Consider the following 26,347-nt stretch of genomic DNA (forward strand, 5'->3'; position numbering starts at 1 on the left):
GGCAGAACCGGCGCCGTTGCGTAGAAGGGAGAAACGTTCATGCTAGTTACATTAAAACTGCTGGCCGATGAAGCGGCGAAACGGGATTATGCGGTTCCGGCGTTCAATATTTTCGGCTATGAAGATATTATTCCGGTCATCCGTGCGGCGGAGCAGAAGAACGCGCCGGTTATTTTGGCGGCGAACATTCCGGCAATACAGCATATGCCGCTTCCTTATCTGGCTCCGCTCATGCTGCAGGCAGCGCGAACCGCTTCGGTTCCCGTCTGCGTGCATTTGGATCACGGCAAAGACCGGCAAGCATGCGTCGACGCTATTGCGAACGGCTTTAGCTCGGTCATGTACGACGGATCCCAGCTGACACTGGAGGAAAACATACGGAGGACGAAGGACATCGCGGATTATGCCCATCGGCACGGCGTATCCATAGAGGCGGAAATCGGCTCCGTAGGGTACAGCGACCCTTCCATTAAGATGAAGCATCAGCTGTCCGATCCGGACGAAGTGGAGCAGTTCGTAAGAGAAACGGGCGTGGATGCGGTCGCGGTTTCGGTAGGCACGGTGCACCGGATGGAGACGCAGGAAGCCAGCATCGATTTTAATCTGCTGGAGCGTATACAGGACAAGGTTAACGTACCGCTGGTCATTCATGGCTCGAGCGGCGTGCCTGATGATCAGCTGAGAAAGCTCGCTTCGTATCGGGTAGCAAAGATCAACATCGGTACGGCGCTGCGAATGGCGTTCGGGAAGACGCTTCGCGAGGAAATGGAGCAAAAGCCCGGCGCGTTTGACCGGATCAGCTTGTTTGGGCGGCCAATGGCTGCAGTTGAGGAGACGGCGCTGCACAAATTTACGATTCTAGGCTTCTAGAAAAGGAGAGATAAGATGACACACTCAGCATCAACGGCAGCTGTTCCTGCATTGCAGAACTTTATCGGCGGAAAATGGATCGAATCGTCCTCCTCCCTTTATGAAACCGTACCGAATCCGGCGACGGGGGAAGCTCTGGCGACGGTTCCGCTCTCGACTAGGGACGATGTAGATCGTGCCGTCGAGGCAGCAGCTATTGCTTTTATGGAATGGAAACATGTCGCCGTTCCGAGGCGTGCACGCATATTGTTCAAATACCAGCAGCTGCTGGTAGAAAACTGGAAGTCTCTTGCGGAGCTGGTGACAAAAGAGAACGGCAAGAGCTTCAGCGAAGCGTACGGGGAAGTGCAAAGAGGCATCGAATGCGTCGAATTTGCAACTGGAGCACCGTCGCTGATGATGGGCAGCACGCTGCCGGATATTGCAACAGGTCTTGAATCCAACATGCATCGGTACCCGATTGGCGTCGTCGGCGGCATTACGCCGTTCAACTTCCCGATGATGGTGCCGTGCTGGATGTTCCCGCTCGCCATCGCATGCGGCAACACGTTCGTGCTGAAGCCGTCGGAGCGGACGCCGCTGCTGGCTAACCGGCTGGCGGAGCTGCTGACGGAAGCCGGCCTGCCGGACGGCGTGTTCAATATCGTGCACGGGGCTCACGATGTAGTCAACGGTCTGCTGGAGCATCCGGGCGTGAACGCGATTTCGTTCGTCGGCTCCCAGCCGGTGGCCGAGTATGTGTACAAAACGGCGGCGGCTCACGGCAAAAGGGTGCAGGCGCTCGCAGGCGCCAAAAACCATTCCATCGTCATGCCGGACGCCAATCTCGATCTCGCGGTGAAAGAGATCATCAATGCTTCCTTCGGATCGGCGGGCGAGCGCTGCATGGCCACCTCCGTCGTCGTCGCGGTGGGCAGCGTTGCGGACGAGCTGGTGGACCGGCTTGTTGAAGCCGCCAAGGCCATAACGATCGGCGACGGGTCACAGGACGGCGTCTTCCTCGGGCCGGTCATCCGCGATTCGCACAAGGCCCGTACGCTGCAGTACATTGACGCCGGAGCGAACGAAGGCGCGCAGCTGCGGCTGGACGGACGCGAGGCGCCGGAGGCCGGCGGCAGCGGGTATTTCGTCGGCCCGACCATTTTCGACCATGTGAAGCAGGGGATGAAAATATGGACCGACGAAATATTCGCCCCCGTGCTGTCCGTCGTCCGCGTGCAGTCGCTCGACGAGGCGATTGAGCTCGCGAACGCCTCGGAGTTCGCCAACGGCGGCTGCCTGTACACCGACAGCGCCAAGGCGATCCGCCATTACCGCGAGCATATCGATGCGGGGATGCTCGGTATTAATGTCGGCGTACCGGCGCCGATGGCCTTTTTCCCGTTTTCGGGCTACAAGAAATCGTTCTATGGGGATTTGCACGCCAACGGTAAGGACGGCGTGGAGTTTTATACGCGCAAGAAGATGGTAGTTGCGCGGTATTGATGTGTGGGGAAGCGGGGGGAGCCGCTTCCTTTTGTTTTTTGCGCTGGCGGGGCGGGAGCCGCCGCCGCGGAGGGGGATGCTGTAACACGGAAAACCCGTGTTACAGCATGGTACAAGCCACGCAGGCGATCGCGAAAGCCCGTAACGCGGAAAAACCGCGTTACACCACGCGCCGCCGCGAAAAGTCGCGCTGTAACACGGAAAACCCGTGTTACAGCATGGTGCAAGCCCCGCGCAGGCGATCGCGAGAGTCCGTAACGCGGAAAAACCGCATTACACCGCGCGCCGCCGCGAAAAATCGCGTTGTAACACGGAAAACCCGTGTTACAGCATGGTGCAAGCCCCGCGCAGGCGATCGCGAGAGCCCGTAACGCGGAAAAACCGCGTTACACCGCGCGCCGCCGCGAAAAATCGCGCAGTAACACGGAAAACCCGCGTTACAGCACACCTACTCATCGCTTAGCCAGCTCGTCAAAAAGCGTCGCCATGTCCAAACCGCCTTGCATGCCGTCCACCTGGTCCTCGACACACCACCACGCGGACAAAACACCGTGGCAGTACCCCCATGCCAGCACTCGTTCCTTGTTCAAGCCAAGCTCTCGAACAAGCAGATCGACTCTGCGGGCGGTCAGCTCTGCTTGGGCTTGTTTGTCGTCCGGCAAATGATTCATCAAAAACGGAATGACTCCGTACTCGGCTTCTCCGATCAATCCTTTTGGATCTATCGCCAGCCAACGCTCCCCTTCGCCCAGCAAGATGTTGTCGTGATGGAGGTCGCCGTGAAGAAGCTGAGGGTGCTTAATCGAGCCATTTAGCTTCGCAAACGTCTGCTCTGCCTTGTTCACCATGTCTTCGGGCAGCGGTCCCGTTCCGCCTTGGAAGTGGTTTCTCAGCTTCTGGAAGCCTTTCGCCCAATCGACGGTTGATGGAAACAGCGAACCGCCCGGCGCAGGTGTGCGAATTTGCCGCATCACTCCTGCCGCGATCAACGTCGCTTCCTCGTCATCCGGGACCGACTTCAGCGTGTCGCCAGGCTTGACTCGCTCCAGCAGCATAATCCCGCGATCTGCGTCGGCATCCAACAGTCGGACAATGCCCCTGCCGTTGTACAGCCGGAGCGCCTCCATTTCCATTCGCATGGAATCGCACGGGACACCCAGCTTCAATACAGCCTCCGAGCCGTCCGGATAGACGACGGGAGCTACGAAATGATAGGACAGCGGAAACGGCGTCTCCAGCACGCGGAAGGACCATCTTTCCTCGCAATAACGGAGCAGCGTCTCGAATTCGTCGAGCCACGCCTGCCCCTTGTCTTGATGGACGCCCAATGTAGTCTGGATTAAATCATCGGGTAGAACGAACATCGGCTTCCCCCTTTTCTCCAAATGGGATATGAATCCAATTGTACCGGAAGGGAGTACCGCTGTCCAAACCAGGACATCTCTCTTCAATTTCCCGAAGCTTCCGCATAATGAGCCATCAGATCCTTGTCACTGATAAAACTACGAATGTGTAAAGCAAACAAATTCCGTACCCACCACCACCACTCCCCGCTCACAATAAAAGAAATAAAGGCATGTGCCTCTATCTTCTTCAACTCCACATCACTTCCGGTTCTGCTCGATAAACTTATCCATTTCCTCATTATATTGACGCATAGCCGTGTTGACGTCGAGATTGTCTTTCATGATGGTCTTCATCAAGTTCGTAACCTGGTCGAACGCTTTGCTGGCAAATTCCGTTGGCGGGAATGCGGGAGCCGGCTTTGTTTTGAAAATCGCCTGAATGTTTTTACCCTGCAGAAAATCCAGGTCCTTGCCGAACTCGTCCTGAAATTTCTTGTCCTTCAGCACGGAGCCCTTGCCCCTATGCGCCATGTCCAGCTGTACATCGTCCGAGACGATCGTGGTCATGACCTTGAACGCGGCATCCTTAACTTTCGACGAAGGAGACATCAGCATGAGATGAATGTCCGCCTGCGTACCGATTCCCGGCTTCTCCGGGAACACGGGATACGACGCGAAATCCCAGTTATTCCATGTGTCTTTGATATCGGCCAAAGGCCCAAGGTTGTTCAGTCCGGCGAGCATGGCGATATTACGGTCTTTTACGAACGCGTTGACGCCTGGGCTGAAGGGCTGAACTTTGTTGTTGCCCGGGATGCTGTAAATATTTTTGACCATCTCCAGAACGGTTTTCCACTGATCGGTGTTGACGATGGATTTATAGGTTTTGGGGTCGATCAAAGGCAGCGACAGCTGGGAAGAGGGGCGGTACACCGAATCCGGCTCGAATCCTCGGTACTGAACGCCGTTGTCCATCCGCGTCAATTGCTTGGCCAGCTCGGTCGCCTCGTACCAGGTCATACCGTCTTTCGGATAAGGCACAGCGAATTTATCGAAAATATCCTTGTTATAGTAGAGAGCATTAAACTGAAGATAATAGGGGATCCCGACGAGGTAATCGGTCTGATTGTTCGCTTTGATCGTATTTAACAGCTCCTGCTGAAAACGCCCCAGATCATAATTGTTCTCTTTGATGATCTGCGTCAAATCTTCTTGAATGCCCAGCAGCTTCGTACCTTGGAGCGTCAAAGAGTTCGTGACGTTAATATCCGGGAGCGCGTCGGCGACCAGCAGCTTTTCGAACGAGTTGTTTTTGTCGTCCAGCTTGATAATTTCCACTGTGATATAGGGGTACTTCTTTTTGACGGGATCGATGATGTAGCGTTGGATTTCGGTATCGGTCATGTAGCTCGGCCGAATGCCGAACTTCACCGTGACGGGATCCGTGTTTTCCTTCTTCACAGGCGCAGGCGCTTTGTCTGAAATTCCTGTCGCAGCTTCATTACTGCCGCAGGCTGCAAGCAATCCGCTCAGCATCACAAGACTTACCAACGCACTGCTTGTTCGTTTCCATTTCATCATTAAGATGACCTCCCAAGGTATTATGCAAACGCTATCAATGGATAAATTATAGAAATATTTTCAAAAAAATGATATTCTATTTTTTAATCATTCCTTATTCAAAATTGTCATTTGGCTCATTTCATATATTAAGATATTGTTAAGTATCAAGGGCAGTGGTAGATGCAAATTTGTTGTACTCTTGATGGAGGTGTTCGCAAGCATGTCGGGTTCCGGGGATACCCAATCGATGGCAGGCGCGGTCAAGGAACAGGTCGTTTATCAAAATCCTTTGCTGTTCTTGAAGGTGTGGGAGCTGCAGCGCAATAATGTCCACATCGGCAGATGGCACTATCATAAAGAAGTGGAATTTCTGGCCATCAGGGAGGGCCGGAAGACATTGTACACGAAGGACGAGACGATCGCTTTGAAAACGGGGGACGTCTATATGGTAGGCTCCTCGCAGCTCCACAGGTCGGACAGGACGGCGGATCCATTATGCTACGTCGTGCTGCAGGTGAATTTGACGCAATATTTGGACCAGACTACGCTGCCGTTTTTGCATGGATTTTCGGAGCTTACAACGCCGCTGGACGAACTGAACTATTTGTTTACGACCATCCCGGAGGCCAGCTCGGCGGCTTACGCGTACATTATGCAAATTTACGATGAGATGCAGGCCAAGCGCAAAGGCTACGAAATGGCCATCTCCATAGCGGTTAAGCAATTGATGCTGCTGCTTGTGCGATATGATAAGCGAGGCTTGCTGCAAGGGTCGGACGATATCGAGATTATCCGGTTGAAGCCGGTGCTTCATTATGTCGACACCCACATCGCGGAAAAAATTACGGTGGACGACGTGTGCGGTCTGCTTAATTTAAGCTACCATTACTTCGTAAAATATTTTAAAAAGATTATGGGCGTCACGTTCTTGGATTATGTGAACTTCAAACGGATCAAGATCGCGGAGTGCATGCTGCTCACCCAGGATTTGAGCATCGTGGAGGTCGGGTGCAGCGTCGGGATTCCGAATGTCGCGCAATTTTATAAAATGTTCAAGCGTTACAATCATTGTTCACCGAAGGAGTTCCGATTACGGCTTCGCGAAAAATCCGGCAGTGAGGAAGATACCATCGCTTGAGTCGGATAAGGCGCAGCCGGCCGCTGCATAACGTGAACAGGAAAAGGGCGGATAACGGAGGGAAAGGGCCAGTACGCAGCGGCGTTGGAAGCCCGGACATCCCTATAGGCTTATTACGGATGTGTTAGGACCGCATTAGTGGTATAATGTTCTATCAGTATTTACTAGCCATCATAGATGAGAAAGGAAGCGGAGCGATGCGCAAAAGTTTTGTCATAGAAGCTGTCATGATAGCGGTTTACGGTGAGTTGCTCGTTCCGAACGAGCCGGTAGAGTATTTCATACCTTACTCCACCATTCGCGAGCTGTACGAGCTTAAAGACAGTAAGGAGCCTATTATGCCCGATTCGAGCGATGATGCGCATGTAAGAACGATCATCGTTCAACTGATCGAGCTGCTGGAAGAACCGCTGAACCGCAAAAAAATCGAGAAGGCGCTGGGAGTGCCATGGGCCAAAAGCCCTCCCATGCCGCTTAATGATGCAGTCACGCTGACGATGGTCAATTCTTACGATAACGAAGAATACGGCGAAGCGTTCGATCCAATAGAAACGGAGCTGATTTTGACCGCCATTCGGGAGAAAACTCCGATTCTTACGGATCAGATCGAGTTTATTGAAAAAGTGATCGAAGCGGCGATTCCGGTTCAAGTATACGATCTGGACGATTTTGATTTCGCGGTGGAAGAAGGGTTCGTCTAAAGCTGTGAGAAGCGCATCGGTTATGCGGAATGGATCGCTGCTTCAGCATATTCCACAGTTACCCGGTCCCACATATGAAATAAGAACAGACGGCTGAAGGAACTGGTTCCTTTGGCCGTTTTGATTTTCCGGCAAAATAGGTACATGTGCTCTTATGAATGTAGTTCGGAGAGAGCTTGCATCGAAGCGGCTTTAGGTTTACAATGAAAAACAAAGGAATGAATATTCATTCCGCAATGAATGGGGGTGAAATGATGAATGTGACGGCCAATAAGCGGGATAACATACTGAAGGCCGCTCTTATTTTGTTTGCCGAGCGGGGGTACGACGGGACTACCGTTCCTATGATCGCCGATACGGCGGAGGTAGGCGCAGGCACCATTTACCGGTATTTTGCCAACAAGGAGACCTTGGTGAACGTTTTGTTCCAGGAATGCGTCAAACGATTTGCCGAGACGGTGAGGCAGGGCTATCCCGACTCCGGTTCGATTCGCGAGCAATTCGGGCATGTATTCCGCGGCATGGTGCGGTTTGCCAAGGAGCATATTCACGAGCTTTATTTCATCGACACGCACAGTAATGCCCGTTATTTGGACGGAGAGAGCCGCGAGACATTCCGGCATTTGATGGATTTTCTCCACTCTTACGCAGCTACGGGGAAAGAACAGGGGATCATTAAGGATTTGCCCTCCGATGCATTGATTGCCATAGTATTTGGTGCTTTTACGAAAATTTATACGTTGATCCGCGCCGGTAAGCTGCAGGAAACGCCGGAGCTGTTGGCTGAAATTGAAGAAAGCTGCTGGGATGCGGTAAGAAAAGTATAAGGTTCAAAGAAATCTAAGAAAGCATCAAACGATGCAGAAACAGAGCAAGATCATAAAGTACAAACGGTGTAAAAGGGCATGTCTCAGCATACCCTTGCATTGCACACTAAACGGAATGAATATTCATTCCGAATTATTTTTTTTAAAATCAATAATAATTACAAAATGCATATGTGATGAAGTCGAACCGGAAATCATATGATGAACAAATTTGGGAAAGGGTGAATGAAATGACTCAACCTCATGTTATTCCGCAACCGAAAACATTCGGCCCGCTGGGCAACCTGCCGCAGCTGAATTTGGAGCAGCCGGTGCAGTCCATGGTCAAGCTTGCCGGGGAGTTTGGGCCTATATTCAGAATGGACCTGCCGGGAAGAAGCGAAATTTTCATTTCCAGCTACGAGCTGGTGAATGATGCTTGCGACGAATCCCGTTTTGATAAAAGAGTATGGGCGCCGCTGCGGAAAGTGCGAGCATTTACAGGAGACGGACTGTTCACTAGCGGGACGGAGGAGCCGAATTGGAAGAAGGCTCACCAAATATTGCTGCCGAGCTTCAGCCAGCGGGCGATGCAGGGCTATCACGAGATGATGGTCGATATCGCTTTGCAGCTCGTACAAAAATGGGCGCGGCTGAATCCGGACGAGAGCGTGGATGTGCCGGAGGACATGACGCGTCTTACGCTGGACACGATCGGGCTGTGCGGGTTTAATTACCGCTTCAACAGCTTTTACCGGGAACAGTCGCATCCTTTTATAACAAGTATGGTACGTGCATTGAACGAGGCGATGAACCAGCTTCAGCGGCTGGGCATTCAAGACAAGCTGATGGTCAAAACCAAGCGGCAATACAAGCAGGATATCGAATCGATGTTCAAGCTGGTAGACCAAATCATCGCCGAGCGAAAAGCGCACGGGCAGCAGGACGGAGACGATCTGCTGGCCCATATGCTGAGCGGCAAAGATCCGGAAACCGGGGAAGCGCTGGATGACGAGAATATCCGGTATCAGATCATTACGTTCTTGATTGCCGGACACGAGACGACGAGCGGTATGCTTTCTTTTGCGCTGTACTATTTGTTGAAAAATCCGGATAAGCTGGCGAAAGCTTACGAAGAAGCGGATCGTGTCCTGACAGGACCGATACCTACTTATTCGCAGGTTCGCGAGCTGAAGTACACGAGAATGATTTTGAGCGAAGCGCTGCGTCTGTGGCCGACGGCGCCTGCATTTTCGCTGTATGCAAAGGAAGCTACGGTGCTGGCGGGCAAATATCCGCTTGCCAAAGGGGACAGCGTCAACGTGCTGATTCCGAAGCTGCACCGGGATACGACTGTTTGGGGAGAGGATGTGGAGTCATTCCGCCCGGAACGGTTCGAGGATCCGAGCCAAATTCCTTATCACGCGTACAAACCTTTCGGAAACGGCCAGCGTGCGTGCATCGGTCAGCAATTTGCCATGCAGGAAGCGACGCTGGTGCTAGGGATGGTGCTGAAGCATTTTGAGATCATCGATCATACGAATTATGAGTTGAAAGTAAAAGAGACGTTGACGCTGAAGCCGGATGGCTTCACGATGCGCGTTCGTCCTCGCGGCAAGCAGGGGATGTTCGCTTATGCGGCGGCAGGGATGGGGACATCTGCGCGGGAAGAGCATCAGCATCAGGTGAAGAAAGAGGCAACCCCTTCGGTTGAGGCCCATAATACGCCGCTGCTCGTGCTGTACGGATCTAATATGGGTACAGCCGAAGGCATTGCGAGAGAGCTGGCGGAGACTGGCCGCCGCCAAGGGTTCCAAAGCGTGGTTGCGCCGCTCAATGAGCGAGCAGGGAAGCTGCCGAAGGAAGGCGCCGTCTTCATCGTCTCGGCATCGTATAACGGCAAGCCGCCCAGCAATGCGCGCGAGTTCGTCCGTTGGCTTGAGGACGTGGCGCCGGGCGAATTGCAGGGTGTCCGCTATGCGGTATTCGGCTGCGGCGACCATAACTGGGAGAGCACGTACCAGCACGTGCCGCGGTACATTGACGAGCAGCTGGCGGCCAAGGGCGCAACAAGGCTCGCAGTTCGCGGCGAAGCGGATGCGAGCGGAGATTTCGAGCGGCAGGTCGACGATTGGACCGCGCAGGTTTGGCCTGATGCGATGAGCGCGCTCGGATTGCAAAGCGGCATGGCGCCGCGTCAAGAGCGCAGCACGCTCAGCGTTCAGTTTGTCAGCGGGCTGGCCGGCACGCCTATTGCGACATCGTACGATGCGCAGCTCGCTGCGGTGAAAGAGAACCGCGAGCTGCAAAGCGAAGGCAGCGAGCGCAGCACGAGACACATCGAAATCGCGCTTCCGGAGGGCGTCGCCTATCGTGAAGGCGATCATCTCGGCGTGATTCCGGAGAATGCGCCGGAGATGGTGGAGCGCGTTCTTCGCCGCTACGGTCTGCAGGCCGGCGACCAATTGATTCTCCGCGCAAGCGGACACAGCGCGGCGCATCTTCCGCTCGATCGGCCGATCGGCGTGTATGATTTGCTGAGCCACTGCGTCGAGCTGCAGGAGGCGGCGACCCGGGCGCAGCTGCGTGAGCTCGCGGCGTTCACGGTATGTCCGCCGCACCAAAAAGAGCTGGAGGCGCTCCTGCAGGAGGACGCCTACCAAGCGGGCGTGCTGAGCAAACGGCTGACTATGCTCGAGCTGCTGGAGCAGTATCCGGCATGCGAGCTGCCGTTCGAACGGTTCATCGAGCTGCTTCCGCCGCTGAAGCCTCGTTATTATTCGATCTCGAGCTCTCCGCGGATGCAGCGGGAGCAGGCGAGCATTACGGTCAGCGTCGTCAACGGACCGGCCAGAAGCGGACGCGGAGTATACCGCGGCGTGGCGACGAATTACCTGGCGACGCGAAAGCCAGGTGATTCGATCATGATGTTCGTGAGAACGCCGGAATCCGGCTTCGAGCTGCCTGACGATCCGGAGACGCCGATCGTCATGGTCGGACCGGGAACGGGCGTCGCTCCGTTCCGCGGCTTTATTCAGGCGCGGAAGGCGCTGCAGCAGGAAGGAAAGGCGCTCGGCGAAGCGCACCTGTACTTCGGCTGCCGCAATCCGCACCGCGATTATTTGTACCGGGAGGAGCTGGAGCAGGCTCAGCGCGACGGTCTTGTCACGCTCCACACGGCATTCTCCCGGGTGGACGGAGAACCCAAGTCCTATGTGCAGGACTTGATGAAAGAGCGCGCCGCGGAGCTGATCGGGCTCCTGGATCGCGGCGGCAAGCTGTACGTCTGCGGCGACGGCAGCGCCATGGCGCCGGATGTTGAGGCGACGGTGCGCGCCGCCTACCGCGAAGTGCATGGAGCGACCGAAGAGCAGGCGCTCCAATGGTTCGAGCGGCTGCAGAGCGGCGGCTTCTACGCCAAGGATGTGTGGGCGGGCGCTTGATTCACCAGCGGCAGCGCTGTCTGTACAGGATAGCAAACTCTGAGCGAGCAGGATCGGACCCTGGTTCCGCTATTTGGAGCAAAAAGCCGGAAACGGTGGGGCGATCGGACCACAGATCCGTTATTCCAGCAAAATGCGAGCCATTTGCGGGGAAAAACGGGCGATAACGAATCTCATGTCCGATCGGTGTGTGTTTTGGCCGGAATTTCGCCGAATAGCGGATTTCCTGTCCGATCACTGCAGCTGGGTCGAATGACGGTTCGCCCAATCAAATCATCAGCCCCCGCCCCGCCATGGTGGCATCATATTAGCGGAGAGCGGTAAGTTGCAGCACTACTACATCTAACACACCAAGAACCGAAGCAATGTGCTATCGGTTCTTGGTTTTTTTTTTGTAGGAAAGCTCTGCTTTAACTGCGTATCTCAGCCGAATCCCCCCCACATGAGCTATGAACAATCAGGATCGGACCCTGGTTCCGCTATTTGGGGCAACTAGCCGGAAATGATGGGGCGATCGGACCACAGATCCGTTATTCCAGAAAAGGCGAGCTATTTGCGGGGAAAAACGGGCTATAACGGACCTCATGTCCGATCGGTGTGTGTCTTGGCCGGAATTTCGGCAAATAACGGATTTCCTGTCCGATCACTGCAGCCGGGTAGAAATGATGGCTCGCCTATTTCAAAGCAGAAGCTTCCCCCGTGGCTTTTTAGTACAATTCGGGTCTGGCGCCCACTATATGGTACAATCGATAGAAGAGGCTGCCGCCTCATACCATGGCGAGGAAAGGCTGGTGTGTTGCTGTGAATGAACGGATCAACAAACTATACACCTTAATGGATACGGAAGCTTTGGATGTCATCTTCATTACGCTGCCGAAGCTGGTATATTACTTCACCGGATTTTACTCCGATCCGCACGAGCGGTTCATGGCGCTGGTTTGCCCGAAAGGGGAGGAGCCTTTCTTGGTGGTGCCGCTTCTCGATCAGGAGAAGGCTGCTCGAGTATCATCCGTCGGTACCATTGTGGCGCATTCCGATACGGAAAATCCGTATGAGCTGGTGAAGCGTCATTTGCCGGGACTGACGGCCCGTATCGGCATTCAGGCGGAGCATATGAACGTGAAGCGGTACCGCGCTTTGATGGAGGTAACCGGTGCTCAGCAAGCGATCCATTTGGACGATCAAATCTCGCAATTTCGGGTCATTAAGAGCAGCGAAGAGATCGCTGTGATCCGCAGGGCGATTCATTGCATTGAGGAGGCGGTGAAGGAAACGGTCTCCCTCGTGAAGCCCGGAGTAACGGAGGTCGAGCTGGTGGCGGAGCTGGAGTACCGGATGAAGCGCCTTGGGGCTGAGGGACCTTCGTTCGATACGATGGTGCTGACGGGAGAAAAAACCGGGCTGCCGCACGGCATCCCCGGGACCGATCGTGTCCGCGAGGGCGACTTTTTGCTGATTGATGCGGGAGTGTTTATCGACGGCTATGCATCCGACTTGACCCGGACGTTCGCGGTGGGAGACATTAGTGATCAACGTAAGGAAATCTATGCTGCCGTACTGGCAGCGAACGAAGCGATGATCCGGGCCGTGCGCCCTGGCGTCACTTTCGGCAGCCTGGACCATGCAGCCCGCAGCGTCATAGCGGATCGGGGCTATGGAGAAGCTTTTATTACCCGTGCAGGGCACGGTTTTGGACTGGAAATTCACGAGTATCCTTCGATTCACGGATTGAATGAGGATTTGCTTCGTGAAGGCATGGTGTTTACGGCGGAGCCGGGCATTTATATTTCGGGGCTGGGCGGCGTGCGCATCGAAGACAACGTTGTAGTGACAAAGGACGGAGCGGAGGTCCTGACCTCGTATCCTAAGCAATTAACGGTGATTGGCGTATAGCGGCCGGTCCTTTCATAGCGAATGTATTTTGAATCCGGAAATGAGGTGTTCCATTCATGACAACTTATATCGCCTTGCTGCGCGGCATTAACGTCAGCGGGCAAAAGCTCATCAAGATGGACAGTCTGAAAGCTATGTTCGAAGCGATGTCGTTCCGCCGTGTACGAACCTATATTCAGAGCGGTAACGTCATCTTCGAGAGTGATGATAACGCAGCTGAACGCCTCGTAAAAGCCATCGAAGAGGAAATCGCCCGCGTGTACGGGTTTGACGTCGCCGTTATTTTGCGGACGGAGGAGGAGCTGGAGGAAGTCATTAAGCGGAATCATTTTGCATCTGAGCAGCTGGCGGAGGGAGAAAAGGTCTATGTTTCTTTATTGTCGCGGGAGCCGTCTCCAGAGGCCATCGGGCAGCTGCAAGCCTATTCGAACGACATTGACGAGTATCGGATTATAGGCAGGGAAGTGTACATTTTGTGCCGCAAAAGCTATGGAAAATCGCAGTTCTCCAACAATTTTCTTGAGAAAAAGCTGCGCGTGTCCGCTACGACGCGGAATTGGGAATCGGTAAATAAGATAGTGGAAATAGCCAGAAGCTAAAGCGGCGATGATGGTCTGGCGCATAAGCAGGGTTGGTCGGTCGAGACTCACTGAATTTATCCGCACTAATGATGTAGCATTCGAGCTATAAAGATTGGAACCCGGTTATCCCGGGCACAAGCTCTATACAAAAAGCAAGGGCTATCGCGCTATAACGCGACAGCCCTTAACCTTTTTCGGGATTATTGCTGGCCGTTCCAAGAGAAGCCGATCGCATTCAGGAACGCGCGGGCTAACGTCATATGCCCGGTCATGTTCGGATGCACCCGGTCCCACGCCAGCGTAGCCGGATAAATGTGCTTCAATACCGGCTCGAACGCTTTTTGCGTATCGATGAATACAGCGCCGTATTGCTGCGCGATTTTTTGCACGACAGCACCGTATTGATCCATCGCAGCTCTCATGCCGTCGTTCTCATTTGGCTCAATGTAATAAGGCGTCATCAGGATGAGGCCCTTCAACGAAGGCTTTGTGCGCTCTACAAGCTCGCGAAGCGTTTGCTCGTATTCTTCTATGTATACGTGCTTTTCCACGATTTGAGGCAGATCGTACTGCCGCCATACGTCGTTGATGCCGATCATGATCGACAGCCAGTCCGGCTTCTGATCGATGACGTCGGTTTGCCAGCGATCCTTCAGGTTGCGAACCGTGTTGCCGCTGATGCCCATGTTGACTACTCTTATGCCCAGCTCTGGATAAACCGATTGCAGGAATGAATCGACCAAGGCGACGTATCCGCTTCCAAGCGCGTCGTTGCGTCCTTCTCCCTCCGGCTTTTTCCGTCCGCAGTCGGTGATGGAATCCCCGATCATAACGAGCTTGTCTTTATTCTGTAACAGCACTGTATTTCATCCTTTCTATAATGAGGTGATCCTTTACATATTCTCCTTCCGTTGTTGCAGTTCCTTCCATGTATGGAGGCTGCCCGTAAATCCGCATTGGATTAAACAGGGAAAAACATGCAACACTAGCTAATAAAAACGAAGAGAGGACAGGTGAGTCTATTGTCAGCGAAACCGTACCGAATCGTCATCCATACCGTCATGATTGCATCTTTGATTGCATTGTCCGGCTGCGGCCTTTTTCCTTCACGCAGCAATACGGCCGCGCCTGCACCGACACCGGCGCCCGCGCAAACTCCGGCTGCTCAGACTCCGGCACCAAAGGATCCGATCCGCGAACTGGTTGAGAGCATGTCTATCGATGAGAAAATCGGACAGATGCTGCTGATCGGCATCGACGGGACTACTTTTAACGATACCCTCCGGAGGAATATTACGGAGAGGCATATCGGCGGATTTATTTTTTACAGCAACAATATTGAATCCTCCCACCAGGCATGGAGTCTGATTTCCGCCATGCGGAAAGCGAATACCGGGGCCAAGCTCCCGCTGCTGCTTAGCGCAGATCAGGAGGGCGGCAGAGTGTCGCGGATGCCTAAGGAGCTTCCTGCTTTTCCTGCAAGCCGGGACGTTGGAAAAACGAATGATAAAGCTCTCGCATTCCAGGTTGGCAGTACGCTTGGGGAGACGATGAAGGCGTACGGGTTAAACGTCGATTTTGCGCCGGTGCTGGACGTGAACAGCAATCCGTCGAATCCGGTGATCGGAGACCGTTCGTTCGGGAGCACCGCGGCAACGGTAAGCAGCATGGGAATTGAAGAGATGAAGGGCATTCAATCGCAAGGGGTAATCCCGGTTGTGAAGCATTTCCCCGGCCATGGCGATACGTCGGTCGATTCCCATACGGAGCTTCCGGTAGTCAATCACGACCTGGATCGGTTGCGAAAGGTGGAATTCGTACCTTTTGCCGAAGCCATTCGTCAAGGAGCCGACGCGGTGATGGTGGCTCATCTGCTCGTGACCAAGCTGGATCCGGACGTTCCGGCATCGATGTCGCGCCCCATTATCCAGAATTACTTAAGAGGGGAGCTCGGGTTTCAAGGAGTAGTCATTACGGATGACATGACGATGGGGGCGATTACGAAGTCGATGCCGATCGAAAGGGCAGCCGTAAAATCGGTTCAGGCCGGGGCGGACATTATTTTGGTCGGCCATGAGGATGCCAAGCAGCAGGCGGTGCTGCAAGCGTTGAAGCAAGCGGTTCAGGACGGTACCATATCCGGCAAAGCGCTCGATGACAGCGTCTACCGCATCGCCAAGCTGAAGCGCAAGACGGAGCTATCGTCCAATCCGGTTCCCGAGCCGGACACGTCGAAGCTAAGCGCAGACATCAAGTCGGCCGTCAAGCCGATAACGAAGTCATGATGAAGCAAAAAAAGAGACCCATCGGCAACGGGCCGGCGGGTCTAAGGTTTATATATTAAAAAGGGGGTCGAGATTTATTATAGCCCAAGTACATTAAGGGAAGATGATAGTAATATTTCAGTTTCATTACAAATTGCGAGCACAGAAGTTGCGGCTAAGTAATAGTTAATCTTGACTGACGTAAATACCAGTCTTCTAGTCTGCTGGAAGGATGGAGGAGCGGGATGCTGTTCTGGCCGTTTGGTCGCGATTAGAGCTGCTTGGGGACTAGGCTAGAGGAGTACTGCCGCATCTTCTCGCGCTGCCCGCAGCCCATATTCCGCTGCTTGATCGGTTCATCCCGTTCTCCGCCGTGATGCCGGCACTTCAATGAGTCATTTGTGCTTCAGATCTAGAGTTGCATTGCAGACAAAAGTGTGTTATAGTTATGTTAATCATAAATTAAAGCCTGAAATTCACATATTGTAAAGGGTTAGCATTTGTGTGATGGAACCTTTTTCAATGTGTGAATTTTTTCTTTTTATAGAATAAAGGGCATGTTAATTTAAAATTTGGAGGTAATAAGATGCAAACAGGTACAGTAAAATGGTTTAATGCAGAGAAAGGCTTCGGCTTTATCGAAGTGGAAGGCGGCAACGACGTATTCGTACATTTCAGTGCGATTACAGGCGACGGTTTCAAAACGTTGGATGAAGGCCAACGCGTTGAATTTACAGTGACGCAAGGCAACCGCGGACCGCAAGCGGAAAATGTAGTTAAATTGTAATCCCGATTAAGCTGATCCAGATCAAACTGCCCTTAACATGTGTTGAGGGCAGTTTTTCTTTAGTACGGAGGGAGGGTTGTCCATGTATTTTCGGAAAAAATCACTTGAAGATATTCCTCATGAAAATACCGCGATTTGGTCATGTATGGAAGAAAGTTGTATGTGCTGGATGCGCGACAATTTTGCATTCGATTACGTACCTACTTGCTGGAAATGTCAATCTCCCATGGTAAGCAGTATGAAGATGCTGCCGCTGTTAGTTAACACGAATAACGACGTAAAGACGCTTAAGAAAGGTGTCCAGATTTCGTAATCAGCGACAAATTACTGCTAAATATCCAAAATGAATAAGGACAGCCTCTTATGGCTGTCCTTATTGTTGTCCTCTATGTAATCTAGACCGAAAGGGTAACTTGATAGCCCGGCTGATTTTTCGGATGGCTTTGGTTCAAGAAGACGGAACGATCGTTTTTCAGCATAATGACTTCGAAGAACGGAGTGAAGCGCTCTTCGCTGATGCCGAAGCCTTGAAGGAATTTGGCGAACAGCTCTTGCTCTTCTCTTTCCGGCTCGCCGTCTGCCAAGGAGGAGTCCACGAGATTGATCAGGATACAAATTTTTTGCGCGTCCGTCAGGACAGGGGCTGCTTCGCTCAAAAATTTATCGACGGAGTTGGAACGAACGTATTTGACAGCTCTGTCGAGCAAGGCGCGGTTATTGGCGCCAACGCCGATCACGCCGTTCTTTTCTTCACCGCCCAGTACGGACAACAATTGTCCTACTTCCTCCGCGTCCATTTCTCCGTCCGATTGCATCATGTAGAGCAGCGAGGTGGCAAATGCAAAATGCGGCGTAATCCCTTCCGTGCTTTTGTCGCCTTTAAACATATCAAACAATCCCATATTTCTCTGCCTCCCGAACCATAGTTTAGTATCACTCGGAATCGAAAATGTCCAAGCTATTCATGTACTACGGACGATATATAAAATGGTTGCCGCAAGGAGGCAAATTTTTACGAAAAAAGGACAGCCCTCTTGGCTGCCCTCGTCCGCTCCGAAGATTATTTGATCAAGCCCATCCAGGTGGTGATCGTCTTCCGCTGTCCGTCTAGCGGCCCCCGCAGCTTTTGGTTGTCGAGCAAATGCTTCAGAATGTACGGAATAATCGCTCCGTTCGTTACGCTGAGCTTAGTCATATAGGCAATTTGCGGCTCCAGATGACGGGGCTGATCGCGCATGGCAAGCAGCAGCATTTGCTCGTACAAAGATTGGATGACAGGAGCAAACGCCTTCGACAAGTCAGGAATGGCGGCTGCAATCTGTTGGGCCGTTTCTGGACGGTCTACCCAAACGGCATTAAATTTGAATCCCGTATCGGTCTTCACAATATATTGCTTGGCAAGCAAGAAAGCGTACTCCTCCATGCAGGCTTGCTCGTCGCCAAGCTCCCCGTTCCAGAAAGCATAGCAAGCTTGCGCATCCTTAAACCGTAGCCTTTGCCAGCCATCGCGGTCGCTCCAATAGGTGTTCAATTGCCACAAATACAAGCTCCCGCCGCCGCTTCTTGTCATAGGACCATTGATCTGGTAAGGCGAAATATCGTAGCCCGGATCCGTGTGCGTCTCGCTCTTGAGCTCGGCATACGCAATGTAACGCCCTCCGTCTTTTCGTAAGGGAACAACGGAACCGTAATCCGCTCCGAGCCGTCCGACTCGCGCAGCCTGTTCTCCAAAATTCAGCGGAAGCAGCGTCCACAGCAAAAAGTTGAAGTCCCGGTCCGGATAGTAAAGTGAGGATTGCTCGATCTCCGTTCGGACATCCATGATCGCCTCAAAATGCTGCTCGGCCAGCCGGGATGCGGCTTCCATGAAGAGCTCATGTCTGCGCTGCAAATAATCACGAGTATAGTTCTAAATAATGAAATCGGTTCTATATTTTTGTGCTCCGGCCTCCTTCAGAAAGCCGTACTCTGCGAGGTGTTTCACTTCATCTTCGATAAAATGGGCGGGAGTACCCAGCTCGACAGCCAGTTCGCCTATGCTTAGCGGTTTGCGATACAAGGCGTAGGCGATGTTTTGGGATAAGCTTCGGAGCAAGAAGCTCCCTGTTTCCCCCAACTCTCCAGGTTGGCCGCTATGTCCGGTCCCTGCCAGCTCGATGGGGTTAAAGCTCAATTGACCGCTTGGCTGCATGCGATTCATTCCTCTCTTGAGTTCGTTTTTGGCATCGTGAAGATGCCATTTTACCGTTCCGACAGGAATCCGGAGGGCATCGGCGATCGCCTGCTGCTTCATTCCGTCGTAGTAGTACATGACCATGATCCGCCGCTGCTTTTCGGATAAATAAGCAAGCTCACGGCGCAGCATCCGGTATGCTTCGCTGTTCACTAGCTGATCCAGAGGCTCTAGCCTGTTATCGGACAGCAGGTCGGTCATTCCGTTCAACTCGACGGTTGCCCCGGCTCCGGACTGCTTCCTGACCCAATGGACCCATGTATACTTGGCGACGGTCCACACGTACGCTTCCAAATGGCGTATATCCTCATGTCTATGAGACGAGAACGATTGCAGCAGCCGGAGCATGATCTCCTGGGCTAAATCCTCCGCTTCCGTTCGGTTTCGTACCCGGTTCTAGTGCGAAGCCGAATATGGGCTTGGCGAATTGCAAAAGTGATTCCGTCGTATCGATTGTAGAATGAGCGCTCATTCCGAACCTCCTTGTGACCGGTCATCTAGTAAGTGTCAACATAGGGAAAAAGGTTGGATCATTTCAATAAAAAATTTTATGGTTATCTTAATATTGGATACATGTCTGGTAATTCCTGTATTTTACTCAGGAGGGGTATAAAGATGAAACCATAAACGCTCTTGACCGTATTAAGAAGTAGAACTGGATATCGTGCATGTTTGGAGGAGCCTGTCACCACGGCCTTGCTATGTCTTCATAGCGGAGCGGTTGTGGTTTATAGGCTCTTTTTTGCATGTTTTTACAAAAAATAAGCATCCTTTCTAAATGAATGAAACAAAGGTGAGGGGGAGATTTCATGCTCGTATTTCAATTAGCCATCATACTTCTTGCGTCCAAAATCGCCGGAGACATCAGCGTCAAGCTCGGGCAGCCGTCCGTGCTCGGCAAACTGCTGATCGGGATCGTGCTCGGTCCGTCGGTGCTCGGTATTGTTACGAATACGGAGGTGCTTGGCGAAATCAGTCAAATCGGGGTCATTTTGCTTATGTTCATCGCGGGTCTCGAGACCGATACTGAGGAATTCAAACGAACGGGGAAAGCTTCGAGTTATGTCGGTATTCTTGGAATCATCGTGCCGTTCACGCTCGGATTCCTGGCCGGCAATGTCATGGGGCTTCCGTCGATTCAATCGATTTTCCTCGGACTGCTGCTGTCCGCTACCAGCGTCAGCATATCCGTGCAGGCACTGAAGGAGATGGGGAAGCTGAAGTCCAGGGAAGGGACTACGATATTGGGAGCGGCCGTCATAGACGACATTCTCGTTATAATCGCGTTGGCGTTTGTCATGTCTTTCGCCGGGGGCGATGTGCATCTGGGTACGGTGCTTGTGAAAAAGGCCGCGTTCTTCGCAGTCGCTATTCTGCTCGCATGGAAGGTCGTCCCTTGGGTGCTGAAAAAATTCGCAAAGCTGCGCGTATCGGAGACGGTCATCTCCGCCGCGCTCATCATTTGCTTCGTTTACGCTTATATCGCGGAATATACCGGAGTAGCGGCTATCATAGGGGCTTACATCGCGGGCGTGGCAATCAGTCTGACGCCATTTAAGCAGGAAGTGTTTGAAAAAGTCGAGACGATCGGCTACTCGATCTTCGTGCCCGTCTTTTTCACCTCCATCGGGGTCACCGCCGAATTCAACGGGATTGGGCAAAACCTCGGATTGATCGCCGCATTAAGCGTGCTGGCTATTGCAAGCAAGCTTATTGGCTCGGCGATTGGCGCCAAGCTGGCAGGTTTTCCGTGGAGAAGCTCGCTCGGCATCGGCGCCGCCATGGTATCGCGGGGAGAGGTCGCCCTGATCATCGCGGCTATGGGATTGGAGTCGAAGCTGTTAAGCAGCGATATGTTTGCGGTTATCGTCGTCGTTGTTCTTATTACGACCATTGTGACGCCGCCGATGATGAAGCTGTTTTTCAAAGAAAAGGAGAAGGAAACAGGACGGCCGGAGCGGGAAGAAGCGAGTACAATTACAGCCGAGAAGGCGGGAATGTAGAAAAGATGCAAGGCAGCCTCGCGCGAGGCTGCCTTGTTTCGTTGAGAAGCCCGGTTCCCGCGAAATGCAGGGGGTTTCTGCTTAGGACGCCTGTTTTCCAAAGGCAGCTCCGTCTTTTAAGAAACCCGGGTTGCCCAAAATGGGGAAGGCTGGGCATCTCCCGGAAGGAGCGTAAGCAACCGCCTTTGGTTTTCAGTAAAAGTGCCGCTAGAAAAGATACATTAAAAAATTCTGGAAACAATAGCAGTTGGATGGAGGTACCCCACCGGCAAGACCCGCAGAATTATCAAGGTGGGGGGGTGCCTCGGAGGAGTTACGTCGCCTCTTTGAAGTCTCTGAAAAAAACTTATTCTATTCAGATTCTCACGATTCAAAGGCTGAGAGCTTTCGTAGTAAAGCCTACTATGGATGCAGTATGCCCATGGGGATCATGGATTGGTTGGTTCGGACCGTGGATCCGTTATTTCATCAAAAAGTGCTCTTTTTGCATGGCGATCGGACCGTAGATCCGTTATATCACCAAAAGCTGCTGCTTTTATTGGTAAAATCAGCAAATAACGGACCCTAAGTCCGATCACACTCCGAAAGAAGCAGTTTTCCAGGGAATAACGGATTTCCTGTCCGATCGTAGGCCTCCAAGTCCGATGGGCAGCTTTCCATAGGCGCATCGCTTAGGTATCCGGGAGTAGTATCTACCTTACGGCATACGGCCAATGATCGACTAAGCACTCACAATGTGTTCCAAGTACCCCATTCCCTCGACAGATAAAGGCAGCCTCACGCAAGGCTGCCCCTTTACGAATCGGAGCCGGTTTTGTCCGGCGTTATCGTATCGCGATATTTGCCCGGCGTAATGCCTTCGAGCTTTTTGAATGCGCGGATAAACACGACGTCGTTCGTATAGCCGACCTGCTGGGCGATGTGGGCGTTCGTCAGCTCCCTGCTTTCCATCAGGCGCTTCGCTTTATCGATTCGCTTGCGCGTCATGTAATCGAGCAGATTTTGCCCCTGATGCTTTTTGAAGAAGGTGGAAATATATTGCGGCGACATGCCGAAACGGTCGGCGATTAACGCAAGGCCAAGGTTCGGATCATGCAGATCCCGCTCGACCATGCTCACGATGTCGTGGAACAGCTGCGAGCTGTGATCGGATCGCTCGACCTTGAACGAGCGCGTAAGCGTCTCGAACAGCTCCTTCGTCTTCCGGTGCATGCCTTCCACTGTCGGATGGCTGAATATTTCCTTGATCGGATCGAAATCCGCTCCCAACACTTCATCCTGATTGGTGTTCGTGGAGTTGATGACCTTTAGCAGCGTGCTCGTCACATTGAAAAACAAGCATTTGCCCAAATCCGGCGTCATGTGGGTGGAATCGAAATTCATCGCATAGATCGTATCGAGCAGCTTTCCTACACTGTCGCTGTCGCCGCTGCGCACGAAATTGATGAGCTGGCTTTCGATATCCAGCGGGTAGTAGTAATGCTGCTTGGCATCGGCGATATCCTGGAAATGAATGACGGCATTTTTTCCTTTGATGATCCTGTATTCAAGCGCGGCCAATGCCTCGGGATAAGAGTCGCGGATGGCTCCCGCCCCTTGATGAAGGGCCCCTGCGGCCACGGTAATGTCGATGCGGAAACGGTGCGTAATGACGCTGTTGAGCGAATCGGCGATGTCCCGTACATCGGCGTCCGCACGATGAACTCGTTCCTTATCCAGATTGATAAGGAACGCCAGACGATCACGGTCCAGTTCGACGGCAAAGCCTTGATGGTGCCTTTGCGCCAATTCGACGCCGATATTCGATACTATAAAGCGGACCAGCGCCCACTGCTGCTCGGATTCCTGATCGGAAAACCGGCTGATGTCCTCGATTTGGACCAGCAGGACGGCAAAACGATCGCTTACGAACGTGAGCTCCATAAACTTCAACGTCTCCTCGCTGTCCGCCGAGACGTTCACATCCATATAGCCCCGCACGAGACGGGACAAGTAATTGGCCCGGATGACCGGCGTCTGCTGGGCCAGCAGGCTGCGCAAGTTTTTCTCTTCATGAATCGAGCCTTCGATGGTTTCGCGAATAAATTCATATTCGTTGGACGCGGGACGGCCGATCATGTCTTTGCCGCGCATAATGGCGTTCACCGTTTTTTGCAGAGGCTTGTAATTGCGGTAGGCCATGGCAAAGACGGCGGGCAAACCGGCAATCAGGCACAGCAGGAGCAGGCCGATCGACCAGTTCTGGATTTGATGCACCTGCTTCATGAACACGTCGCTTGGTGTCACGGACACGTATTTCCAGCCAGCCTTTTGCGAGGAGGTGAACGACACCAGTTGATTGACACCGCCGATTTGATAATCGAACGGTCCGGTATTCTGCTCGATCCGCTGCATAAGGTCGCCGGGGAGCGGGGTGTCGCTCGTGCTCATAATCGTTCTTCCTGTATGGTCGACGATATAGATAGAGCTTTGGCTCGCAGCCTCGAGCTGCGCAAATTGCTGCTTAATATGGCTCACATCGATCAGAACGATAAAATTGCCGAGAATATCGGTTTGCGAACGGAGCGGAAGCGATTGGGCATAGATGACCACATCGTCCGGGATGTATTCGGTGCCGGCGGCGGAAGAGGGATTGCTCTCCAGTGCAGTGACGGGCATGTACGCCATCTTGTGCGGTGCGGATAGCAGCTCTTTCATCCATTTGTCATAGGTCATATTTTGAAACTGATACGTATTGTCGTAAAACGTCCTGGAATCGGTCAAAAAATCCGCATTGACGATCGTATCGCTGCTGGCGAAATAGACGTAATAGTCAAAAATGAAGCTGCTGACCATGCTGCGGTACCGGTTCATGTTATCCTTCATAAATTCGACCAGACGATATTTGTCGACGCTGTCTGCATCGGCCGGTATTTTCAGCAAGTAATCGAGCTTCGGGTTGAGCACGACCTGCCGCATCAAATTGTCCACTTCCGCGAGCTTAGTATCGAGGGACAGCTTCAGCTGCTCAAGCATCGCCGTGTTGGAGCGATTCGCGCTTTTCTCCAGGCTCTGCTCGACCTTGGCATACAGAAACAGCCCCATAGAAAGCGGTATCAAAAGAATGAACAGGTTGGAGACGATCATGGTCGTCAGCGCGCTTTTGCGGCTGCCGACCCGAAGCCAGCGCAGCGGTAATTTCACATTCGTCACGCCCATTTCTCTTTGACTTGTCTGCATATTATAACCCGAACCTGCAACAGACGTAAAACGGGTAGGCAAAAAAGGTGCTGACGTCCTAGACGGAATGCCGTCTAGGGACCGCTATTCCTTGATCGCGCCGATCATGACGCCTTTGACGAAATACTTTTGCAGAAACGGATACAGGCAAATGATCGGCAGCGTCGAAACGATGATCGTAGCATATTTGATCGTTTCCCCGATGGCGTATTTGTCGTCGCTGGCGGCTCCCGTCATCATCGAATCGGTATTGTTCGCGATCAGGATTTCCCGGAGGACGAGCTGCAGCGGGTAAGCCTCGCGATTGCGCAAATAGACGAGGGCGCTGAAATACGAATTCCAATGCCCTACGGCATACCAGAGGATCATGACGGCGATGACCGGCATCGACAGCGGAATGATGATGCGGAACAAGATCGTCCAGTCGTTCGCGCCGTCCATACGCGCCGATTCCTCCAGGCTGACAGGAACGCCCTGGAACGCGGTTCGCATGATAATCATATTGAACGTATTGATGGCTCCCGGAATAATGAGCGCCCACATCGAGTTCATCATGCCGAGGTCGTTGACAAGCAGGTAGGTCGGAATCAAGCCGCCGTGGAATACCATCGTGACGACGATGAAAAACATGAGGATGTTCTTGAAAAACAAGCCCGTCCGGGACAGCACGTAAGCGCCGATCGCCGTCATGACAAGGTTGATCGATGTGCCGAGTGTGACATAAAGCAGCGTGTTCTGATAGCCTTTGGCAATCATCGGATTATCGAATACAGCCTTGTAAGCGCCGAAATCCAGGCCCACCGGAGCAAGCAGCAGCCCGCGATGCTGCAGAAACGACGTGGCGTTGCTGAGCGAGGCGAACAGGACGTACAAAAACGGATACAGCGTCACGACGCAAAGGCCGATCATCAGGACGGTGTTGACATAGCCGAACGATCTTTCACCGGCAGTTAGTTTCATAATCGTGCCCTCCTACCACAGTTTGTTCTCGCTGAGCCGCTTGCTGATGCTGTTGGCCGAGACGATCAGGATGAAGCTGACGACGGAGTTGAACAGGCCGACCGCAGCCGTGAAGCTGTAGCTCGCCTCCAGAACCCCTTTGCGGTACACATAGGTCGAAATGACGTCCGCCGTTTCGTAGGTGAGCGGATTGTACAAGAGCAGCACTTTCTCGCTGCCGACCGTCAGCATATTGCCCATGTTCAGGATGAACAGAATGACGATCGTCGGCATAATACCCGGAATCGTAATGTGCAGCGTCTGCTTCCAGCGGCTCGCGCCGTCCATGCGTGCGGCTTCGAACAGCGTCGGGTCGATGGTGGCGATGGCCGCCAAGTAGATGATCGAGCCCCAGCCGATCCCCTGCCAAATGCCCGAGGAGACGAACAGGAAGCGGAACCAGCCTGCTTCTTTCAGAAAATCAATCGCTTCGATGCCGAACGATTCGAGAATTTGATTGATGAGACCGGTGCGGCCGAGGAAGTCGACCATCATGCCGGCAACGACGACGATGGAAATAAAATGCGGCAAATACGAAATCGTCTGCACGACCCGCTTGAACATGCTGTTGCGGATCTCGTTGAGCAGGAGCGCCAAGATGATTGCCGCCGGAAAGCCGAATATCAGCTCGTACAGATTGATCAGCACGGTGTTTTTGAGGAGCCGCCAGAAATAGATGCCGTTAAAAAAGCTCTCGAAATGCTTGAAGCCGATCCAGGGGCTGCCCCAGATGCCTTTGGCAGGCGAAAAGTCTTTGAATGCGATCTGCAAGCCGTACATCGGCCCGTAATGAAAAATGATGTAATAAGCGATAACGGGAAGAGCCATCAAGTAAATCGCCCAATGCCGTCTCACATCGGTGCGAATCGTCCGCCAGAGGGTAGGGTCTTGATACGTTTTTCGGTTGTTCTCGGTCAACACTTCGATACTGCCGGAGCTTTGCGCCATCGTGTATCCCTGCCTTTCTTCTGCGTATCGATATACGAAAGCTGGGAGATGAACCGAATCATCTCCCA

Annotated in this window: 22 protein-coding genes; 12 read left to right on the forward strand and 10 right to left on the reverse strand. The window is 52.9% G+C overall.

The window, feature by feature from the left end:
- Positions 1-39 precede the first annotated feature (39 nt).
- The gene (locus tag ACFQ88_RS25560; RefSeq protein ID WP_379458354.1) at positions 40-870 is read left to right on the forward strand and encodes a class II fructose-bisphosphate aldolase; all 831 of its coding nucleotides are present in this window, start codon (positions 40-42) and stop codon (positions 868-870) included.
- A 15-nt stretch (positions 871-885) separates the two neighbouring features.
- A complete protein-coding gene (locus tag ACFQ88_RS25565; protein ID WP_379458356.1) occupies positions 886-2,355 on the forward strand; it encodes a CoA-acylating methylmalonate-semialdehyde dehydrogenase in 1,470 nt (489 codons plus the stop codon).
- A 452-nt stretch (positions 2,356-2,807) separates the two neighbouring features.
- Here ACFQ88_RS25565 and ACFQ88_RS25570 read toward each other — a convergent pair whose 3' ends face one another.
- Together ACFQ88_RS25570 and ACFQ88_RS25575 are read right to left on the reverse strand one after the other, a co-directional pair.
- A complete protein-coding gene (locus ACFQ88_RS25570; protein ID WP_379458358.1) occupies positions 2,808-3,719 on the reverse strand; it encodes an aminoglycoside phosphotransferase family protein in 912 nt (303 codons plus the stop codon).
- A gap of 240 nt (positions 3,720-3,959) precedes the next feature.
- A complete protein-coding gene (locus ACFQ88_RS25575; protein WP_239629025.1) occupies positions 3,960-5,282 on the reverse strand; it encodes an ABC transporter substrate-binding protein in 1,323 nt (440 codons plus the stop codon).
- 202 nt (positions 5,283-5,484) lie between these two features.
- Here ACFQ88_RS25575 and ACFQ88_RS25580 point away from each other — a divergent pair, with 202 nt between their 5' ends.
- From ACFQ88_RS25580 to ACFQ88_RS25605, 6 genes are all read left to right on the forward strand, one after another.
- The gene (locus ACFQ88_RS25580; protein WP_239629022.1) at positions 5,485-6,402 is read left to right on the forward strand and encodes an AraC family transcriptional regulator; all 918 of its coding nucleotides are present in this window, start codon (positions 5,485-5,487) and stop codon (positions 6,400-6,402) included.
- 197 nt (positions 6,403-6,599) lie between these two features.
- The gene (locus ACFQ88_RS25585; protein WP_239629020.1) at positions 6,600-7,103 is read left to right on the forward strand and encodes an ADP-heptose synthase; all 504 of its coding nucleotides are present in this window, start codon (positions 6,600-6,602) and stop codon (positions 7,101-7,103) included.
- 203 nt (positions 7,104-7,306) lie between these two features.
- Positions 7,307-7,930: a TetR/AcrR family transcriptional regulator gene (locus ACFQ88_RS25590; protein ID WP_379458433.1), complete on the forward strand. Its 624-nt coding sequence runs from the start codon at positions 7,307-7,309 to the stop codon at positions 7,928-7,930.
- Between the two features lie 230 nt (positions 7,931-8,160).
- The gene (locus ACFQ88_RS25595; protein WP_379458435.1) at positions 8,161-11,352 is read left to right on the forward strand and encodes a bifunctional cytochrome P450/NADPH--P450 reductase; all 3,192 of its coding nucleotides are present in this window, start codon (positions 8,161-8,163) and stop codon (positions 11,350-11,352) included.
- An 801-nt stretch (positions 11,353-12,153) separates the two neighbouring features.
- Positions 12,154-13,245 carry a M24 family metallopeptidase gene (locus tag ACFQ88_RS25600; RefSeq protein ID WP_239629013.1) on the forward strand — a complete coding sequence of 364 codons (1,092 nt, stop codon included), beginning with the start codon at positions 12,154-12,156 and terminating at the stop codon, positions 13,243-13,245.
- A 56-nt stretch (positions 13,246-13,301) separates the two neighbouring features.
- A complete protein-coding gene (locus ACFQ88_RS25605) occupies positions 13,302-13,844 on the forward strand; it encodes a DUF1697 domain-containing protein (protein WP_379458438.1) in 543 nt (180 codons plus the stop codon).
- Positions 13,845-14,026: 182 nt separating this feature from the next.
- Here ACFQ88_RS25605 and ACFQ88_RS25610 read toward each other — a convergent pair whose 3' ends face one another.
- Positions 14,027-14,656 carry an SGNH/GDSL hydrolase family protein gene (locus ACFQ88_RS25610; protein ID WP_239635548.1) on the reverse strand — a complete coding sequence of 210 codons (630 nt, stop codon included), beginning with the start codon at positions 14,654-14,656 and terminating at the stop codon, positions 14,027-14,029.
- A 192-nt stretch (positions 14,657-14,848) separates the two neighbouring features.
- Between ACFQ88_RS25610 and nagZ the strand changes: the two genes are divergently transcribed.
- The 3 genes from nagZ to ACFQ88_RS25625 all read left to right on the forward strand — a co-directional run bounded on the left by nagZ (position 14,849) and on the right by ACFQ88_RS25625 (position 17,190).
- On the forward strand, positions 14,849-16,111 hold the full coding sequence (gene nagZ, locus ACFQ88_RS25615) for a beta-N-acetylhexosaminidase (protein WP_379458439.1): 1,263 nt from the start codon (positions 14,849-14,851) through the stop codon (positions 16,109-16,111).
- A gap of 565 nt (positions 16,112-16,676) precedes the next feature.
- Entirely contained in the window at positions 16,677-16,877 is a 201-nt protein-coding gene (locus ACFQ88_RS25620) for a cold-shock protein (protein ID WP_239629007.1), read from the forward strand.
- 82 nt (positions 16,878-16,959) lie between these two features.
- Complete coding sequence (locus ACFQ88_RS25625) at positions 16,960-17,190, forward strand: cold-shock protein (RefSeq protein ID WP_239629006.1); 231 nt, start codon at positions 16,960-16,962, stop codon at positions 17,188-17,190.
- 82 nt (positions 17,191-17,272) lie between these two features.
- On the opposite strand, the gene ACFQ88_RS25630 is transcribed toward ACFQ88_RS25625, so the two are convergent.
- The 4 genes from ACFQ88_RS25630 to ACFQ88_RS25645 form a co-directional block, all read right to left on the reverse strand.
- Positions 17,273-17,779: a tellurite resistance TerB family protein gene (locus ACFQ88_RS25630; protein WP_379458442.1), complete on the reverse strand. Its 507-nt coding sequence runs from the start codon at positions 17,777-17,779 to the stop codon at positions 17,273-17,275.
- Between the two features lie 158 nt (positions 17,780-17,937).
- The gene (locus ACFQ88_RS25635) at positions 17,938-18,744 is read right to left on the reverse strand and encodes a hypothetical protein (protein WP_379458444.1); all 807 of its coding nucleotides are present in this window, start codon (positions 18,742-18,744) and stop codon (positions 17,938-17,940) included.
- 42 nt (positions 18,745-18,786) lie between these two features.
- Positions 18,787-19,458, reverse strand: a complete 672-nt coding sequence (locus ACFQ88_RS25640; protein WP_379458446.1) for an RNA polymerase sigma factor — start codon at positions 19,456-19,458, stop codon at positions 18,787-18,789.
- Positions 19,424-19,582, reverse strand: coding sequence for a hypothetical protein (locus tag ACFQ88_RS25645; protein ID WP_379458448.1), 159 nt, complete (start codon positions 19,580-19,582; stop codon positions 19,424-19,426). Before ACFQ88_RS25645 ends, ACFQ88_RS25640 begins: the two co-directional genes overlap by 35 nt.
- A 337-nt stretch (positions 19,583-19,919) precedes the next feature.
- Between ACFQ88_RS25645 and ACFQ88_RS25650 the strand changes: the two genes are divergently transcribed.
- Positions 19,920-21,113 carry a cation:proton antiporter gene (locus ACFQ88_RS25650; protein WP_379458450.1) on the forward strand — a complete coding sequence of 398 codons (1,194 nt, stop codon included), beginning with the start codon at positions 19,920-19,922 and terminating at the stop codon, positions 21,111-21,113.
- 795 nt (positions 21,114-21,908) lie between these two features.
- On the opposite strand, the gene ACFQ88_RS25655 is transcribed toward ACFQ88_RS25650, so the two are convergent.
- The 3 genes from ACFQ88_RS25655 to ACFQ88_RS25665 all read right to left on the reverse strand — a co-directional run bounded on the left by ACFQ88_RS25655 (position 21,909) and on the right by ACFQ88_RS25665 (position 26,279).
- Positions 21,909-24,305: a helix-turn-helix domain-containing protein gene (locus ACFQ88_RS25655; protein ID WP_379458452.1), complete on the reverse strand. Its 2,397-nt coding sequence runs from the start codon at positions 24,303-24,305 to the stop codon at positions 21,909-21,911.
- A gap of 111 nt (positions 24,306-24,416) precedes the next feature.
- Complete coding sequence (locus ACFQ88_RS25660) at positions 24,417-25,292, reverse strand: carbohydrate ABC transporter permease (RefSeq protein ID WP_239628995.1); 876 nt, start codon at positions 25,290-25,292, stop codon at positions 24,417-24,419.
- A 12-nt stretch (positions 25,293-25,304) separates the two neighbouring features.
- Entirely contained in the window at positions 25,305-26,279 is a 975-nt protein-coding gene (locus tag ACFQ88_RS25665) for an ABC transporter permease (protein ID WP_379458454.1), read from the reverse strand.
- Positions 26,280-26,347: the final 68 nt, after the last annotated feature.

The organism is Paenibacillus sp. NPDC056579 (genome assembly GCF_042793215.1).
Lineage (GTDB): Bacteria > Bacillota > Bacilli > Paenibacillales > NBRC-103111 > Paenibacillus_S.